The organism is Nitrospiraceae bacterium (assembly GCA_035623075.1).
In the GTDB taxonomy this organism is placed as follows: domain Bacteria; phylum Nitrospirota; class Nitrospiria; order Nitrospirales; family Nitrospiraceae; genus DASPUC01.
In genome coordinates this window covers 89,582-105,823 of record DASPUC010000057.1, presented here as the reverse complement: position 1 = coordinate 105,823, position 16,242 = coordinate 89,582, and the positions used below count along the sequence as shown (strand labels likewise).

Below are 16,242 nucleotides of genomic sequence, written 5' to 3'. Positions count from 1 at the left end.
CAATTGCAGGAACGATTCGGCGAAAATTAGACGCTGAAGGCGATCGTCCGGCAACTCAGATTCGGCAATGACGATAAAGAGTCGCCGGCAGGAGTAAACGGGGTAGCGAAGATAATTTTAACCCCCTACCCACGGAGTTACTCACTCAGGCTCCGTATGTAGGCCAACACATGCTGAATATCTTGGTCTTTGAGTCGGTTTTTCCAACCTGGCATCACCACCCGACCATCCCGAATTATCGCCAGTAGGTCACCATCAGATTTGGCCCGCGTCTTCGCACTAACCAAAGAAGTCGGTGGTGGCCGGAGTGCTGCACCGACGGGGCCATCTCCTTTTCCTCGTTCCCCATGGCAGGGCAAGCAATTCGTATCATAGACTATCTTCCCTTTTGCGACATCTCCCGTGGCTGCCGAAGTGAACTGGGTTGCCCATCCAGCCACAAAGAGACAGGATAGGAAACATAGAACGGTAACTCGCGCGCCCTTTATCAGCATCAGCTTAGTTCCTTTTCTTCGAATCCAAACGAAGCGTTTAAAAGTACTCCTCTACTACCTGATGAGGTGGCTGGATTTCCTACGCTAACCTAGCGTCAAAATCAACTCAACTCGGACGTTCTCCCTTTTCAAGAAGGGTGGCCACCTTTTTCTTGCAGATGAACCCTCCTGTTCTCTCTCAGCCCTCAGAGGGTTCGCAGTTAAGAACTCTCCCATTCCGCACATTTTAAATTAATTCAGACACACAGTTATGAATAACCCTCGCAATCAAGGAGGTACTTAGCCATGTGTATGCTCGATCGACCCGATGGTATGCAACGTGTCGGTGCGGTGCCGTATCACTCGTAAGCCCGGTTCGCCGCATCACCGAAGAGTGAACGATAATGCTTAACCACCGGGCTTCCATCCGCCTCCGAGAGCCTTAAATAACATGACGAGGTCGTTGAGTCGGGCATATTCAGTTTGAACGAGCGTGGTTTCGGCACTCAGGATTTCCCGTTCGGCCTCGAGGACATCGAGATAATCCGCAATACCGCCAAGATACCGCTGCTCAGCCAGACGCCGCGCCTCACGTGCAGCGTCGACTTGTTTCTGCTGATGCTCCCGCTGCTCGGCTCGGGTCCGAACGGCGACAAGCAGATCGGCCACCTCCCGAAACGCATTCAGGATAGTCTGTTGATACTGTTCGAGTAATTCCTGATACCGGGCTTGCGCATTCTCCAGACGGGCAATATTGGTCCCCCCCAAAAAGATCGGCAGCGTGACGGACGGGCCGATATTATAGGTGTGACTGTTATTCGTGAGCCAATTATCGAGGTGCACCGACTGGACACCGCCCGTACCTGTGATAGCGAGGGCGGGAAAAAAATAGGCGCGTGCTTCCCCGATGTGAGCATTGGCCGATGCCAGGTTTCGTTCTGCCTCCAAGATGTCCGGACGACGCTCAAGGATTTGGGAGGGTAACCCCACTGGAATGCTTGGCTGAGTCACGACGGTGCGCAATGGCTTAGGCGGCAATACGACTGTCCCTGGCTCACTACCCACCAATGACGCAATATGGTGTCCTGCAGCCGCGCGAAGCCGTCGGTATTCTGGAATCTGCGCCGCCACAGATTCCACCAATTCCTCGGTCCGTTTGACGTCCAATTCCGTCGCAAGCCCCGCCCGGTAGCGGCTGGTGATGATGGCGAATGAGTCGCGCCGGGTTCGTAAGGTTCGCTCACTCAACTCGATGAGCTCATCGAGTTCGCGAAGCTCAAAATAAGCTGCGCCGATATCACCCAACATTGTCAGGATGACGCCGCGCTGATCGTGCTCGAGCGCCTCGGCATCCGCCGTTGCCGCTTCCAAGCCGCGGCGGATACGGCCCCAGAGGTCCAGCTCCCACCTGAGGTCCATTCCAGTGTTGTAAAGGGTATACTGCTTGCCGGGAGCAGCAAAGGTTTGGGGTGTCGTCCCAGGGCTCGTGGTGCTGGCAAGGCCCAGCCCAGCCAAAGTATTTTTTGAGATTTGAATGTCCGCTACGCTGCCGAACGCATTGACCTGAGGAAAAAGGCCGGCCCGGCTGCTGACCATGACAGCCCGGGCCTCCATGACCCGGAACGCGGCTCGTCGGACATCGTGGTTGTGCTGGAGTGCTTGGTCTATGAGTTGATCAAGCTCGTCATTCCCAAACAATCGCCACCAGTCCACGGCCGGTTCTTTAGTCGGATCTAGCCGGATCGTCGTGTTCGTCTCTCCGTCAAACATGACATCCCACGCCTGTACGGAGGGCGTCGCCGGACGCTGATAATTCTCCCCCATCAAACATCCCTGCCCAGCTATTAAGAGGATGATCGAAGCCAAAGCCGCAAGGCACCGCGGCCAACACAAGCCGATATGAGTACGCCGTCGAGATCGGATGCGCAGATAGAGCCGCGCCGAACGGTTTGACTGATCACAAGGGCTACTTGAGCTCATGGCCGTGGGTATCTGCCGGCTCTGGGGGCTGATGGGATGGCGCCATGAGCCCGGGCGTCACTGGGGGAGCCTCAATAAAAATATCCATCTGCTGACCGACATAGACCGGCAACTCTGCTCGGTCAAAGCTATAGACGACCTGCATCACCCTGGTATCCACCCGCTCGGTTGTCCCTCCTGTCAGCGATTTCTTCGGAATGACAAATGGCTCGGTCCATTCATAGGTGAGCGGCGTGTTGAGCAATGGATTACCTCGCACGAACGCCATGGCGCGGGCCTGCTGGTGAAAGCGCCAGGCATCATTTTCGTCGATATCGACGCGCACATGGAGCCGATCGATGTTCCCAAACAACATCAAGGGCGTGACCAACGGGCCCGCCTGGGCATATTCTCCCACTCGTGTGTTGACCTGTAACACCTCGCCATCGACGGGTGCCCGTACGATCAGCAGATCGATATTGGTCTCTGTCTGCTTCACCTGCGATTCTGCCAACTTGGCATCCGCTTGCGCCGAAGTCAGGTGCGCCATGGCTGTTTGCACCGCATAGCGGCGGGTCGTGAGATCTTCCTTGCTGATCGCGCGTTCGTCTTTCACGGCTTCTGCCAAGGCCAACCGATTGCGCAGATCGGCCAACGAGGCCTCGGCTTCCCGCACACGAGCCAGCGCGGTTTTCAACGTGGCCCGTTGCACGCCTAATTGGGCAGTCAGAAAGCGATCATCCAATTTGAAGAGTGGATCACCCCGCTTTACGCGGCTGCCCACAGCCACATAGATCTCTGTAACGAGCCCCGCTACTTGGGTCCCGATCTGAATGTCGAGCGTGCGGGTCTCGATAATCCCGGCGGCTGCGATATAGGAGACATAAGGAGGCTTCGCGGGTGTGACCACCGGCGGGGCGACCGGTACGGCTCGACTGGTCACCATCACCATCCAGATAGTAAAGGCAAGTCCGATTACCCCCAACCCCTGCAAAACATATTTGATGAAGTGACGCAGCATACTCTTATTTCACACGATTCGACTTACGGTGCAGACAACAGCTCCTCCGGTGAGGTGGTAATCCGCTCAATGCGACCATCGTTCATGATTGCAATCCGGTCCGCGAAATGGAAAATCCGGGTGTCGTGTGTAACCACAACCACGGCCCGATCTTTGGCCACTCCCAGGCTCCTGATGACCCCTAAGACTTCTTGTCCAGTCACATTATCCAAAGCGCTAGTCGGCTCATCACAGACGATCAACTGCGGGCTGTGCACAAGGGCCCGCGCAATGGCTACCCGCTGGAGCTGGCCACCGGATAGTTCGGAAGGATAAAAATGGAGGCGGTCCTGCATGCGCACCCGGCGCAACATGTCCTCGGCCTGATGCAGAGCCTCCACCCAGGTCCGACCGGTCAGCAGAAGGGGGATCGCGACATTTTCGGCGGCCGTCAGCATTGGGACGAGGTTGTAGCTCTGAAAAACAAACCCTACGCTATTCCCTCGATATGTCGCCTTGGCGTTTGGCTCCATCCGGATGAGGTCGTGTTCAAAAAGAAGACACTCCCCTGAGGTCTGATCCAGGACGCCAGCCATGATGGAAATCAAAGTGGTTTTCCCACAGCCTGAGGGACCGACCAACATCAAAAGTTCTCCACTCGATACATCCAAATCAATACCGCGCAAAGCATTTACGGCAGCATCTCCCCTACCATAGACCTTGGTGAGGCCACGACAAGATACGGCAAGGGGCTCGGTGCGCTCCGAGGTCTTATTTAAAGACGACACCTGGTTCAAGACGGATGACCTTCCGGATACTAATAGCTGCGGCACCCAGACAAATCAGAGAGACCGCCGCGGCGCTCGCCAGCAGTAACTGCCAGGGGAGCCAAAAGGCGAACTCTCCCTTCCGAAGCAAAAAGCCGATGAGTGACGCGATGCCGGCGCCCAGGCCGAAGCCTGTACCCCCCACGAAAAACGCTTGGAGCAGAATCATGCGGAGGAGGACCCGGTTCGTCGCGCCCATCGCCTTAAATGTGGCGAAATATTTGAGATTGTCGAGCGTGAAATTGTAGAAGGTCTGCCCAGCCACGGCGGTACCGACTAAGAACCCCAGTGTTGCCGATGTTCCAAAATTGAAGGGGATCGCGGTGTTCTTGAGGTAGTACGTGACGGTCAATCGCTTGAAGTCCGTCTTGGTATGAGCCCCCAAACCTGTGATGGCGTGGATGCGCTCCGCCAACTCCCGGTGATCGACGCCCTCCTTCGCTTTCACGAGAATGAAGGGCAACATCTTTCGTTCTTGCGGCGCGTACTGTAGTGCGCGGGTGTAGGTCATATAGACGATTGGCATCGTGCTAAAGGGACGCGTGACCTGGCAGAACCCGACCACCTGGGCGCGGTTGTCGTTGATTTCGACGATGTCCCCAACACGAAGTGGCCGCTCGCCATTTCCTTCTTGTTGGGTAAGCCTGGTGGAAGCCCCGATCGAGTCGACAATGATGGCATCTGTTCGGCGCAAATCCGCGACCTGCCCTTCCATCATACGAGGAGGCCCCCCGATGAGGGTGGCGTCGTCGATTCCCATCACAATCAGGGTTTGGAAGCGCCCGTCCTTGAGTCTGGCCCGCAGTTGCCCCTTGTAGAAGGGCACGGCCCATTCAACACCATCCACACCTCGCACGCGGTAGAGCTGGGTGTCCTGCATTCCATAAATATCGTCGAGATATTGCACCATCGGATCCATAACCCAGATATCGGCAACCTCCAGATCACTCATCGTACTGAATGTTCGGGCCATAATCCCGAGGAAGATACCCGCTTGTTGGGTGATTAAGAGCGAGGCGAAGGTGAGACCGAAAATAATACTCACATATTTTGCTCGATCCCCCATCAGCATTTTTAATGAAACGTGTCGCATTGCACACCAGCTCCGGAAATAGAGGCCGAAGCGTTTAAAAATGATGCGATCACTGTGCCCCCGTATAATCGCGAATGATCGGCTCGATTCCGCGCACTTGTGATCACCGTACTCATCTGCATGAGCAAGGAACCTTTGAGATGGCGAAATAAGCATCAGTATCGACAAGGAAGCTGTGGCACCTTGCTACAGTAGTTGAATTGGAGAACAAAGAATAGAGAAACAGGAAGGCGTCAGGAGTATTGCTCACCGCTGATTTCTCAACAAAGAGTTCCCGAGGCCGCCACCTCAAGTCGGTTGGGAAGCCGTGTTGGTTTGCGGCATTGTTTGCTGCCCTATCCCTGGAGGCTACCCATTGGCCAGAAAGTTCAACTGTATTGTGAAGGTATTGTAGGAGTCTGATTAACGTAGGTGCTTTTCCGCGAGCCCCTGAAAGACCGGGAACTCCCCGTGAGCAGCGCAGCTCTTTAAGTGCGTGAGCAGACCATCAACTCCTTGTGCTCGAGTGCACTGTTCATGAGAACCTCAGAGTCGGTAACGCCGAAGGATATCCCGGTGCTCCAACTCGGGCTGATTTTTAGACGGGCGAGAAAAGGCTGTTGCGAAGAACGAGACCAATGCCCAGGGATTACAAGGAGTCGTGCGGTTACTTTTTAAACACTTTGGTGGAGGGCATGCGATCCAACCGTCGTAGGCACCTTTCCTCGGCTTTGAATATCAAGGGATTGCTCTGGCAGCCTGAATCTCCGACCGCGGCGTAGGACCGTTTCCACGCGCCTACTCCAGCCTCCTCAGGCTCACTCAGGCTCAATCCAGCCAAGGTCTAGCTCAATTGCGAACTGCTGCTGGAGAGGCTCGAATGAGTTGAACCCAGGTCGTGTCGAGCACAAAATGATTAGCACAGCGGCTCTTGACGTATCAATAACTGTTGATTTATGCTCTCATCATGAGCTGTATGATGGCCACACAGATTGAAGAAGCCTCTCGACTGTTCCATGCACTATCAGAGCCAACCCGTCTCCAGATCTTAGAACAACTGAAGGATGGGGAGCGGTGCGTCTGTGACTTGACCGAGATGTTTCATACAAGTCAATCGCGGCTATCTTTTCATCTACGAGTGCTGAAAGACGCAGGGCTGATCCAGGACCGTCCTGATGGTCGGTGGACGTATTATGCGTTGAACCACGAGGGCATCAAAGAGTTGGAATCATTCGTGAAAATGTTACAGGAATCGCGACCCTCACACCATTCTTCCGGACGATGTCGGTAATTTTTTTGTGCCCGTTTCATCAACAACTCTTGATTTATGAGGATGCGAGCAATGGAAGCTGTGCTGATAGCCGCACCGGCAAGACCTGCGGCGAAACGGCTCAACCTCTTTGAGCGGTATCTGACCATCTGGGTCGGGCTCTGCATGGTGGCAGGAGTGGTGTTAGGGAAATGGGCTCCAAGCCTTGCGCAGTCCCTCAGGGGTCTGGAGTTCGGAGCAGATAGTCATATCAATATCCCTATCGCCATGCTGATTTGGCTCATGATCATTCCGATGATGATGAAGGTCGACTTCGCGTCCGTGTGGGACGTCGGACGGAAACCGAGGGGGCTGTTTATCACGCTGTTCGTCAATTGGGTCGTGAAACCGTTTTCTATGGCCTTCCTCGCTTGGGTATTCTTCCGGCATCTGTTTGCAGCATGGATTTCCCCCGCGGACGCCGACCAATACATCGCGGGAAGTATCATCCTCGCTGCTGCTCCTTGCACCGCGATGGTCTTCGTGTGGAGCTACCTCACCGATGGTGACCCAGCTTATACCCTCGTTCAAGTGTCCGTAAATGACCTGATTATGCTCGTTCTCTTTGCACCCATCGTGGGCTTCCTGATCGCGAGCGCCTCCTCTCTGACCGTGCCGTTTATGGTGTTGTTGTACTCCGTGGTGCTCTTCATCGTGATTCCTATGACAGTCGGGGCGCTGATCCGGAGCTGGTCGATCCGCACACATGGGGTTACCTGGTTTAACGATGTTCTTCTTCCTCGGTTCTACCCGGTGACCATCCTGGCCCTCCTCGCGACGCCGGTCCTCATCTTTGCGTTTCAAGCTGACAATATTACGGGGAAATTGGTTCATGTTCTCTTGATTGCCGTGCCACTGCTTGTGCAGGTCTATTTCAACTCCTCCCTCGCCTATGGATTGATGAAGTGGTGGGATGTCCCCCACTCGGTGGCCGCACCTGGAGCCCTCATCGGGGCCAGCAATTTCTTTGAATTGGCTGTCGCGACCGCCATTGCGCTCTTTGGCCCCGAGTCCGGCGCGGCATTAGCGACGGTTGTAGGGGTCTTGGTCGAGGTTCCTGTGATGCTATCGGTATGTGCGGCATGCAACAAGACTAAAGGGTGGTTTCCAGTGAGTTCGGAGCGATGAAAAAGAAGGTTCTCTTTCTATGTACCGGGAATTCCTGCCGGAGCCAGATGGCCGAAGGATGGCTTCGGCACCTCGCTGGAGATCAATTTGATGTGGTGAGTGCTGGGACTCACCCTGTCGGGCTCAATCCCTACGCCGTGACGGTCATGCAGGAGGTTGGTGTCGATATCTCCCACCATGTGTCCGCGCGGGTCGACCCGTATCTCGACCAACAATTCGACTACGTGATCACCGTGTGCGATCGTGCACAAGAAGCTTGTCCAATCTTTCCCCGTGCATCCACCATGCTGCAGTGGAGCTTCGAGGATCCAGCCAAGGCCAAGGGCACTTACGAACAGCAGCTAGTCGTTTTTCGGAAAATCCGCGATGAGATTGCCGACCGGATTCGCCGCTTTGTCGCAGACGGAGGCCCATAGACTTTGAGTGACGCCAATTTCCTTTTTGCCTAATTATCCATTGCAGATGATTGCCAGGCCTAGGAGGAGAGCTTATGAAACGCTTTCACATCCATGTTGGAGTTGAACAACTCGATGAATCCATCCGGTTTTATAGTGCCCTGTTCGGGGCAGAGCCGGTGAAGAGAAAGCCTGATTACGCGAAATGGTTGCTCGAAGATCCCTGCGTGAACTTCGCAATCTCGACGCGAACAAAAAAGTCTGGCATGGATCACCTCGGCATCCAGGTCGAAGACGAGCGAGAATTGAACGAATTGCGCGAACGCTTGAAGGCTGCTGATATGACCGTTGTCGAGGAGGGTGAAACCGTGTGCTGTTACGCCCGTTCCGACAAATCCTGGATACAAGATCCTGCCGGCATTCCATGGGAAGCATACCGGACAATGGAAGATGCCCAGCTCTTTTCCGGTCATCCGGATGAGACCCCAAATATGTGTTGCACTCCCGAACCGATGGGAAAGGCTGATTGCTGCGTCCCTTCTGAAAAAACCGCCGGTTGTTGCGGCTGATGACCAAATTGTGAAACGATCTCTCTTGCCCCAAGCGTCTGGTGCAAAAACCTCGGTATAAATGAATGTTCAGAGGCCTTGAAAATCGTGAGGATGCCTCTGACCACCTCTGCGGCTCAAAATGAACTGTTTGTGCCATCCGAATGGGTGTGCTGTCTCTTACGATCGCGTCGGTCGATAGGTCAATAGAGTCCTGCCAGCTTTGCTGTATTGAGCAGGATGAGTGCGAGCGCGATACTGGCGGTGATGGATGCCGCCACTCGGCTCGTGATCCTCGGAGATGCGAACTGGCCAAGCCTAACCCCGAGTAACAGACCGACTACACTGCCCAAGAGCACCAACCCCGTTAGTTGCAGATCGAGAATCCCGAACTCCAAATGGCCCAGAATTCCTGCGAGCGCAATCGGGGCGATGATGGAAAGTGAGGTCCCAATAGCCAATCGGGGAAGGAACCCCAACGTCAATACTAAGGCTGCGACAATCATGAATCCCCCATCGACCCCGAAAAATCCATTCAGCATACCCACGACCAGTCCGATTCCTGAGGCCTTCAGCAAGCATCTCCTTGGAAAATCCTCGGCACAGGTACTCTGTGCCTCCGTACCTGAAAGGATCTCGGCTTGCCGTATGATCGACCACCGTGCAAGCAACAGCAGGAACCCGAAGGCTATGAGAAGGATTTCTTCCGGGATGAAGTGGTGCCCATAGGCTCCTCCCCACGCCCCGAGCATTCCCGTCCACGTGAAAGCCAGCGTGACGTTGATTTTCACTTGGCGAGCCCGAGCGTGCTCCCAGGCACCAAACAGGGACGATACGGCAACAACCACGAGCGACATCGCGGCGGCCTGTTGGACGGACACACCGACGACATACACCAGCAGCGGGACCGCAAGAAGGGCTCCCCCAGTTCCAGTCATCCCGAGCTGGAAACCGATTGGTACGCCAGCCGCTATAGCGAGGAGGGAGTGCCAGCCCATTAGCAATCACTCCTCGAAGCGCACCTGAGCGTCCAGGAGGCTCGAAACCCAACGGGTCTGATAACGCTGCCGGCTGGCATTCATATAGAAGACCCTGAATGAGAGAGATCAGACCCTATTGTCTATGAATCGGTCCCAGGATAAGTCAAAGTCGCTGAGAAATCGACAAGCGTGTCGTCGTGCCGAGAGAGGATTATGATAGCGGTGAGGCGTTCGCGCTAAGCGCGAGGGATGCAGAGGTTTAGAGTGCTCAAAAAATGGTGGAGGGCACGGGAGTTGAACCCGCGACCCCGACGTTGCGAACGTCGTGCTCTCCCAACTGAGCTAGCCCCCCACCTGGTGGAGATATAGGCGCCCGGCTTATGGCCAATGGTCGGAAAGACCGGAACAGCCAAATCAAGACAAGAAGCTCCGAGCGCCGATTCAGTTTAACTGCGGGTCTTGCTGGGCAACATCGCCACAGGCATTCAGTCCGCACAGGAGACGGGGAGGAACGACTGACGCTCGGAGCCGTCTCAAATCTGCTACATTATACACAAGTGCCCTCTTAGGCTCCACTCCTGTGCGCTAATTTTCGGCATCCAACACGCCCCACTCCGTCATCGCGCGCGCATCCAGAATCCGTATGAACCGTGGCCGCAGGACAAGATCGAAGACATCCTCCTTCCCCGGGCAGAGTTTCAAGACTTCCCTGCGGGTGTGCTCGATTACGTCCGTCGCTTCTTCACGGCTCAGGGACACACCACGAAGGCAGAAAGCTGCCATATCCACTGTTGCCCGCAGGCGGTTCATGCGGACTTGCTCTTCAACGATTTCAAGGTCGGATGCCATAATTTAGATCTGCATCATGCCGGGCTGATAATGGCTTGTCCGTCTGGCTTCGCGTCGTCGATCAATACCCTCCGACCATCAACGTGAAGACGTCCTTCGGCGAAGAGCTGGACCGCCCGCGGATAGATCTTGTGCTCTTGCTCGAGAATCCTCGTTGCGAGCGTCTCCGGCGTATCGTGATCAAGAACTGGGACCGCCGCCTGCAGAATGATCGGTCCCTCATCAACTCCTTCAGTCACAAAATGCACCGTGCAGCCAGCGAGCTTGCAGCCCCAATCGATCGTTTTTTTCTGTACATCGAGCCCTGGAAACGACGGCAGGAGTGACGGATGGATGTTCATCATCCGATTCGCATAGGCCTTGACCAGAACCGCTGTCACGATTTTCATGTATCCGGCCAGCAACACCAGTTCGGTGTCATGCTGGCGTAGGATTTCAAGGAGCTTCAGATCGTAGGCCTCACGACTATCAGGCCGTCCGACAAATGGTTTTGGATCCACGAAGAGGCCATTAAGGCCATGTTTCCTCGCCCGTTCCAGCGCCTGAGCATCCTGCTTATTGGTGATCACAGCCACGATGCGTGTATTGACCTGTTTGGCTTCGATCGCATCAATGACCGCCTGAAGGTTTGATCCGCGACCCGATGCAAGTACTGCCACACGGAGCGGAGTTGCTCGTTTACTCGACATACTCCACCAGCGGTCCTCCATCGTTCGCCGACACGATACTTCCGATGCGAAATCCCTTGTCTCCCGACGCAGTGGCGTGATGCATGACGGCATCGGCTGCATCGGGCGGCACCACCAGGATCAACCCAATCCCCATATTAAATACACGATACATCTCATCTCGTGCGACAGCGCCCAATTCGGCGATCACGCCGAAAATGGGCGGCGCGTCCCACGCGCTGCGCCGGACTTGAGCGCGCACGCCGGGCGGCAACACTCGCGGGAGATTCTCCGTAATCCCGCCACCGGTAATATGGGCAATGCCTTTGATGGAGTGTTCTTGAATCAAGGTCAGGATTTGCTTGGCATAGATGCGGGTGGGAGTCAGCAAAACGTCTCCGAGCGGTCGATCCAGCTCAGGCACCCGACTGGTCACCGTGAGGTTTGCCTGCTCGAATAGAACGCGGCGCGCCAGCGAATAGCCATTGCTATGGAGACCGGTCGAGGCGAGCCCGATCAAGACGTCACCGGGAGCGATCGTACGGCCATCAATGATCTTGGACCGGTCGACGACTCCCACCGCGAACCCTGCCAGATCATACTCCCCGTCCGCATACATCGACGGCATCTCGGCCGTTTCTCCACCGATCAAGGCGCACCCGGCCTGACGACAACCTTCGGCAATTCCCTTCAAGACTGCTTCGGCTTTGGGAGCTGTCAACTTGCCGGTCGCAAAATAATCGAGAAAGAACAGCGGCTCGGCTCCGCTGACCGCGATGTCATTGACACACATCGCCACGAGGTCGATCCCGACCGTCTCATGGCAATCCATCGCGAACGCGACCTTCAATTTCGTGCCGACGCCGTCTGTTCCAGAGACCAAGACGGGATCCTCGTATTTTTTGGCTTGGAGTCGAAAGAGCCCGCCGAATCCACCGAGCTCTGTCAGGACTTCGGGGCGAAACGTCGAACGGACCAGCGGTTTGATACGGTCGACGAATTCATCGCCTGCGTCAATATCGACTCCCGCATCACGGTAGGTGGTCATAGAGTCGCGTATCTTAGTGGGGGGCTATGACCATGGTCAACAGATGTTGCGGGTACAAACTTTAAAGAGCTTAATGTCAAATCTCTTTTACGAAGGGCAAATCAAAAACCGCCGAACTACATCCGTTCGTTCTCGAACCTTACGGCTCTGGCGTTCAAGCGAAAGCAGCTCAGACTTCCGGACGCATCTCCACATCCAGCAACTTAATCTTCCGATGGAGGTGGCTCCGCTCGATCTTCAAGTCTTCGGCGGTGCGTGAAATATTCCAGTGGTGTTCGCGCAGCTTGCGGCCGATATATTCCTTCTCAAAGGCGTTGCGCGCGTCGCGAAGAGAATCGTACGCGTGTGACAGGATCGGGCTGGTTGTCGCCACGGGCTGCTGAGATGGCGTGGCGGCAGGACGAACCTGTAGCGCGAGACTCGCCTGCGTTGCATCGATGACATTACCCGGTACCATGATCATCAGACGCTCGACGAGGTTTCCGAGTTCTCGGATATTTCCGGGCCAATCGTATTGCTGGAACAGCGCCATCGCTTCGGGTGAGACGTCTCTAGAGCGCAACCCCTGTTCCTCCGAGTGCACTTTCATGAAATGACGGACGAGGAGAGGAATATCCTCTCGACGTTCACGAAGCGGGGGTACGACGATCGGCACGACGTTCAGTCGATAGAACAGATCGTCGCGAAACGTCCCCTTCTCGATTTCTTTCATCAGGTCCTTGTTGGACGCCGCCAGAACCCGTACATCCACCTTCATCAGCTTGGTTCCGCCCACCCGAGTAAACTGCTGTTCCTGCAGCGCTCGCAGGACTTTGGCCTGCGTGTTCAAGCTCATATCGCCGATTTCATCCAAGAACAGGGTCCCGCCGTCGGCTTGTTCGAACTGCCCTCGTTTCATGGATGTGGCGCCGCTGAAGGACCCTTTTTCGTGGCCGAATAGTTCACTTTCGATCAGCGTCTCCGGGATGGCCGCACAATTGACCGCCACGAACGGCTTTTCTGCTCGTGCACTGTGTTCATGGATCGCCCGTGCGACGAGTTCCTTGCCCGTACCGTTCTCTCCTCCGATCAAGACGCGGCTGTTGGTCGGCCCGGCGGTTTCGATCAACTGTCTCAGCTGTTGCATCGCCGGCGACTGACCGACCAATTCGAATTTCCTCTGCACCCTCGTCCGCAACGACTGGTTTTCCTGCTCCAGGCGATACTGATCCAACGCATGCTTTACCCGAAGCGTTACGTTCTCCAGAGACAGAGGCTTCTCAATGTAGTCGTAGGCACCGAGCTTGATAGCCTTCACCGCCGTCTCGATCGATCCATGACCGGACATCATCATGACCTGCGCGGTCGGAACCAGTTCGCGGACACGGCGCAACGTTTCCAAGCCGTCCATTTCTGGCATCCAGATATCGAGAAGCATTAGGTCGGGAGGGTCCGTGGTGTAGGCCCGCAAGGCGTCCGCTCCGCTCTTCCCTACGGCGACGTGGTATCCCTCGTCCTCCAAGATGTTGCTCAATGAGAAAAGAATCGACTCCTCATCATCCACTACGAGAATCGATGCCGACATACGCGTTCCTGATCCTTTCTCCTCGCCTTCAATTACACCGGCAATTCAAACGTGAACACCGCACCGTGCGGCTGATTGTGACCGGCTTGGATTTGTCCTTCATGATCCGTGATGATTCGGCGCACAATCGCCAGTCCGAGTCCTGTGCCGCTTTTCTTCCGCGTGAAGTATGGCACGAAAAGTTTGTCCTGGTCTTCCGGAGCGATGCCCGGCCCTTCATCGGCCACGCTGACCACGGCACGTCGACGTTTCGTATCGTATTTGGTCGTCAGCCAGACACGACCCTTGTGATTCATCGCTTGGATCGCATTGTCCAACAGATTTACCAACACCCGCTTCAGCTGTTCCCGGTCAAAATTCAACGACGGGAGATCCTCATCTAGCTCCACGATCAAGTCGATATCCCTATGCGCGCTACGATAGAGAGCGACGACCTCGTTGATCACATCGTGGAGAGATTGATGGGCCATCTGGGGCGCGGGGAGACGGGCAAACTTCGAGAACTCATCCACCATGTGCTTCAGGCTCGTAACCTCATTCACGATGACGTTCGTTGACTCGTCGAACACCTTGTCAAAATCCGGCGACTTTTCAAAAAACTTCTTCCGCAATCGTTGTGCGGAAAGTTGGATTGGGGTTAGCGGATTCTTGATCTCATGCGCCACCCGCCGTGCCACCTCCTGCCAAGCTGCCACCTTCTGCGCCTTGATCAATTCGGTCAAATCTTCAAAAACGAGCACAATACCGAGATCCCGATTGGCGTCATCCTTCATGCGTGAGCCATGGAGACCGATGGTGAGCAATTTCCCTTCCACCTCGACCGGCCCCTCCAACGTTAAGTTATCCCGTTGATCAGCCAACATTCGATCATAAACCGTTTGAAACAGATCCAGCCCGAATTCCTTGAAGACTTCGTTGGCGGGCCGCCCGTGGAATCGATCTGCCCAGAGTCCGAGGATGCGCTCGCCCGAGGGATTAAAGGTCGTGATCACTCCGTTCTTGTCGATGGACAGTAACCCGGCAGCGATCGTGTCCACGACCGTTTCGATATAAGCTCGGCGGCGGTCGAGTTCGATGTTGCTCTGACGTAATGAAACGTTCGCCTCTTCGATCTTCGACTTGCTCCCCTGCAGGTCCTCGGTCATCCGGTTGAACGACTGGATCAACGTACCGATTTCATCCGTGGCTTTCGCGTCGATCCGCACGGACAGGTCCCCTTGGGCGATCGTCTCGGTCGCCTCGGCCAATCGCTGAATCGGTACCGTGATGCTACGCGCCACATAAAACCCAAACCATGTGGCTCCGAACAGAATGAGCACGGTGATGACGGCCACAAAGAGATAGGCACCCGCCTTGATCGGATTCTTCATAGCTTTCAGTTGCTTATACTCGTCGTATTGGCGGCCGATGCCCTCCATCTTCGCCAGAAGCGACTCAGGGACGTAGGAATTGACGACCACGACGCCCCCGATCTCTCCGCCTCGCCCGCTGGCGGCAATCGGCATGGCCGCCCGAACCAGACGGCCGGTTTGCGCCTCTTGAACCGTGTTTACCTCTTGTTTGCCATTGATGGCTTGCAACACCAACTGCCCGACCGGAAGGTCCAACACGATGGAGGGAACGTCGGGATCCACCGCCTTCGTGAGGGTCTCCAGCTTCGAGGAATAGACCTCGATGCCGGCAACGCCGAATTCCATGCGCTTGCGGGCCATGGCTGCCACGAGTAAATCCCGTTGCTCTGGAATCAACATGTCTTCACGGAAGATTTCGTGACCGATAGCTCTGGCACTGTTGACGGCCAACGTGATGTGGCCGGCATGTTGCATACGGGCCACCTCGTAGGAATCGCGCATGACCCGGTCGATTTGGTCGCTGAACCAGACGTCGACCGCCTTGTTCACCAGCCCACTGGCGACCACGGCGAGGAGAACCGTGGGGATCAGAGAGAATCCAATAAATGCCGTGACGAGCTTGTTTCGGAATCCCGAACCCAAGAGCCGATGTCGTCGCTCGAAGTACGCCTTCACCAGGTTCCGTGACAGAAGTAAAAGGAGAACGACGAATCCAATCAGGTCGAGGTTGATCAAGAGAAGAACAAACGCATAACTGGCAGTAGGCAGGAAGGAATCCCCCGTGTCCTCTCCGCCGGGAACTACCGTCTGGGAATAGTAGAAAGTCAGCGCAAGGCAAGGCACCAGCAGAATCAACACGATCCAGACCGGCCGCAAGTGCAGCCAGCGCCGGTCTAGTTCAGAAGAGACAGTCCGGGTCGAGTTGCCTGCCGTGACGTTGCGCTCACGTGGAATAACTGAGGGTTTATTTTCAATCATGCCGGGATTCCATCTCTCCGTGCAGGATGGTTGAGCTCTCCTTCAGCTATTCACTATATCGGAATTACGAGAGCGTCTCAAAATATCTTGCG

The 16,242-nt window shown here is 55.4% G+C and carries 15 protein-coding genes and 1 tRNA gene; 4 read left to right on the top strand and 12 right to left on the bottom strand.

Going from position 1 to position 16,242, the window contains the following annotated elements; translation table 11 throughout:
* Positions 1-137: 137 nt before the first annotated feature.
* From VEI50_16990 to VEI50_16970, 5 genes are all read right to left on the bottom strand, one after another.
* A complete protein-coding gene (locus VEI50_16990; protein HXX76828.1) occupies positions 138-494 on the bottom strand; it encodes a cytochrome c in 357 nt (118 codons plus the stop codon).
* A 387-nt stretch (positions 495-881) separates the two neighbouring features.
* Positions 882-2,453, bottom strand: coding sequence for an efflux transporter outer membrane subunit (locus VEI50_16985; protein ID HXX76827.1), 1,572 nt, complete (start codon positions 2,451-2,453; stop codon positions 882-884).
* Positions 2,440-3,453, bottom strand: coding sequence for a biotin/lipoyl-binding protein (locus VEI50_16980; protein HXX76826.1), 1,014 nt, complete (start codon positions 3,451-3,453; stop codon positions 2,440-2,442). The genes VEI50_16985 and VEI50_16980 overlap by 14 nt, the downstream gene beginning before the upstream one ends.
* Before the next feature lie 23 nt (positions 3,454-3,476).
* Positions 3,477-4,220, bottom strand: a complete 744-nt coding sequence (locus tag VEI50_16975) for an ABC transporter ATP-binding protein (protein HXX76825.1) — start codon at positions 4,218-4,220, stop codon at positions 3,477-3,479.
* Positions 4,204-5,352, bottom strand: coding sequence for an ABC transporter permease (locus VEI50_16970; protein HXX76824.1), 1,149 nt, complete (start codon positions 5,350-5,352; stop codon positions 4,204-4,206). Before VEI50_16970 ends, VEI50_16975 begins: the two co-directional genes overlap by 17 nt.
* A 946-nt stretch (positions 5,353-6,298) precedes the next feature.
* Between VEI50_16970 and VEI50_16965 the strand changes: the two genes are divergently transcribed.
* The 4 genes from VEI50_16965 to VEI50_16950 all read left to right on the top strand — a co-directional run bounded on the left by VEI50_16965 (position 6,299) and on the right by VEI50_16950 (position 8,732).
* On the top strand, positions 6,299-6,622 hold the full coding sequence (locus VEI50_16965) for a metalloregulator ArsR/SmtB family transcription factor (GenBank protein HXX76823.1): 324 nt from the start codon (positions 6,299-6,301) through the stop codon (positions 6,620-6,622).
* A 51-nt stretch (positions 6,623-6,673) separates the two neighbouring features.
* Positions 6,674-7,768 (top strand): ACR3 family arsenite efflux transporter, encoded by a 1,095-nt coding sequence (gene arsB, locus VEI50_16960; protein HXX76822.1) that lies wholly within the window; start codon positions 6,674-6,676, stop codon positions 7,766-7,768.
* A complete protein-coding gene (locus VEI50_16955; protein HXX76821.1) occupies positions 7,765-8,184 on the top strand; it encodes an arsenate reductase ArsC in 420 nt (139 codons plus the stop codon). Before arsB ends, VEI50_16955 begins: the two co-directional genes overlap by 4 nt.
* A 74-nt stretch (positions 8,185-8,258) precedes the next feature.
* Complete coding sequence (locus VEI50_16950; protein ID HXX76820.1) at positions 8,259-8,732, top strand: ArsI/CadI family heavy metal resistance metalloenzyme; 474 nt, start codon at positions 8,259-8,261, stop codon at positions 8,730-8,732.
* 182 nt (positions 8,733-8,914) lie between these two features.
* Here the strand turns inward: VEI50_16950 and VEI50_16945 are convergent, their stop codons facing one another.
* The 7 genes from VEI50_16945 to VEI50_16915 all read right to left on the bottom strand — a co-directional run bounded on the left by VEI50_16945 (position 8,915) and on the right by VEI50_16915 (position 16,150).
* Positions 8,915-9,709, bottom strand: coding sequence for a sulfite exporter TauE/SafE family protein (locus VEI50_16945; GenBank protein ID HXX76819.1), 795 nt, complete (start codon positions 9,707-9,709; stop codon positions 8,915-8,917).
* A 258-nt stretch (positions 9,710-9,967) separates the two neighbouring features.
* A tRNA-Ala gene (locus VEI50_16940) sits at positions 9,968-10,043 on the bottom strand.
* Between the two features lie 233 nt (positions 10,044-10,276).
* Complete coding sequence (locus VEI50_16935; protein HXX76818.1) at positions 10,277-10,540, bottom strand: hypothetical protein; 264 nt, start codon at positions 10,538-10,540, stop codon at positions 10,277-10,279.
* 14 nt (positions 10,541-10,554) lie between these two features.
* Positions 10,555-11,229: a phosphoribosylglycinamide formyltransferase gene (gene purN, locus VEI50_16930; protein HXX76817.1), complete on the bottom strand. Its 675-nt coding sequence runs from the start codon at positions 11,227-11,229 to the stop codon at positions 10,555-10,557.
* Positions 11,219-12,256, bottom strand: coding sequence for a phosphoribosylformylglycinamidine cyclo-ligase (gene purM / locus VEI50_16925; GenBank protein HXX76816.1), 1,038 nt, complete (start codon positions 12,254-12,256; stop codon positions 11,219-11,221). Before purM ends, purN begins: the two co-directional genes overlap by 11 nt.
* Before the next feature lie 169 nt (positions 12,257-12,425).
* A complete protein-coding gene (locus VEI50_16920) occupies positions 12,426-13,820 on the bottom strand; it encodes a sigma-54 dependent transcriptional regulator (protein HXX76815.1) in 1,395 nt (464 codons plus the stop codon).
* A 32-nt stretch (positions 13,821-13,852) separates the two neighbouring features.
* Positions 13,853-16,150, bottom strand: a complete 2,298-nt coding sequence (locus VEI50_16915) for an ATP-binding protein (GenBank protein HXX76814.1) — start codon at positions 16,148-16,150, stop codon at positions 13,853-13,855.
* Between the last annotated feature and the right edge of the window lie 92 nt (positions 16,151-16,242).

Coding starts and splice junctions, on each gene's coding strand:
- VEI50_16990 (HXX76828.1), bottom strand. CDS start 494: ATGCTGATAAAGGGCGCGCGAGTTACCGTTCTATGTTTCCTATCCTGT.
- VEI50_16985 (HXX76827.1), bottom strand. CDS start 2,453: ATGAGCTCAAGTAGCCCTTGTGATCAGTCAAACCGTTCGGCGCGGCTC.
- VEI50_16980 (HXX76826.1), bottom strand. CDS start 3,453: ATGCTGCGTCACTTCATCAAATATGTTTTGCAGGGGTTGGGGGTAATC.
- VEI50_16970 (HXX76824.1), bottom strand. CDS start 5,352: ATGCGACACGTTTCATTAAAAATGCTGATGGGGGATCGAGCAAAATAT.
- VEI50_16965 (HXX76823.1), top strand. CDS start 6,299: ATGAGCTGTATGATGGCCACACAGATTGAAGAAGCCTCTCGACTGTTC.
- arsB (HXX76822.1), top strand. CDS start 6,674: ATGGAAGCTGTGCTGATAGCCGCACCGGCAAGACCTGCGGCGAAACGG.
- VEI50_16955 (HXX76821.1), top strand. CDS start 7,765: ATGAAAAAGAAGGTTCTCTTTCTATGTACCGGGAATTCCTGCCGGAGC.
- VEI50_16950 (HXX76820.1), top strand. CDS start 8,259: ATGAAACGCTTTCACATCCATGTTGGAGTTGAACAACTCGATGAATCC.
- VEI50_16945 (HXX76819.1), bottom strand. CDS start 9,709: ATGGGCTGGCACTCCCTCCTCGCTATAGCGGCTGGCGTACCAATCGGT.
- VEI50_16935 (HXX76818.1), bottom strand. CDS start 10,540: ATGGCATCCGACCTTGAAATCGTTGAAGAGCAAGTCCGCATGAACCGC.
- purN (HXX76817.1), bottom strand. CDS start 11,229: ATGTCGAGTAAACGAGCAACTCCGCTCCGTGTGGCAGTACTTGCATCG.
- purM (HXX76816.1), bottom strand. CDS start 12,256: ATGACCACCTACCGTGATGCGGGAGTCGATATTGACGCAGGCGATGAA.
- VEI50_16920 (HXX76815.1), bottom strand. CDS start 13,820: ATGTCGGCATCGATTCTCGTAGTGGATGATGAGGAGTCGATTCTTTTC.
- VEI50_16915 (HXX76814.1), bottom strand. CDS start 16,150: ATGATTGAAAATAAACCCTCAGTTATTCCACGTGAGCGCAACGTCACG.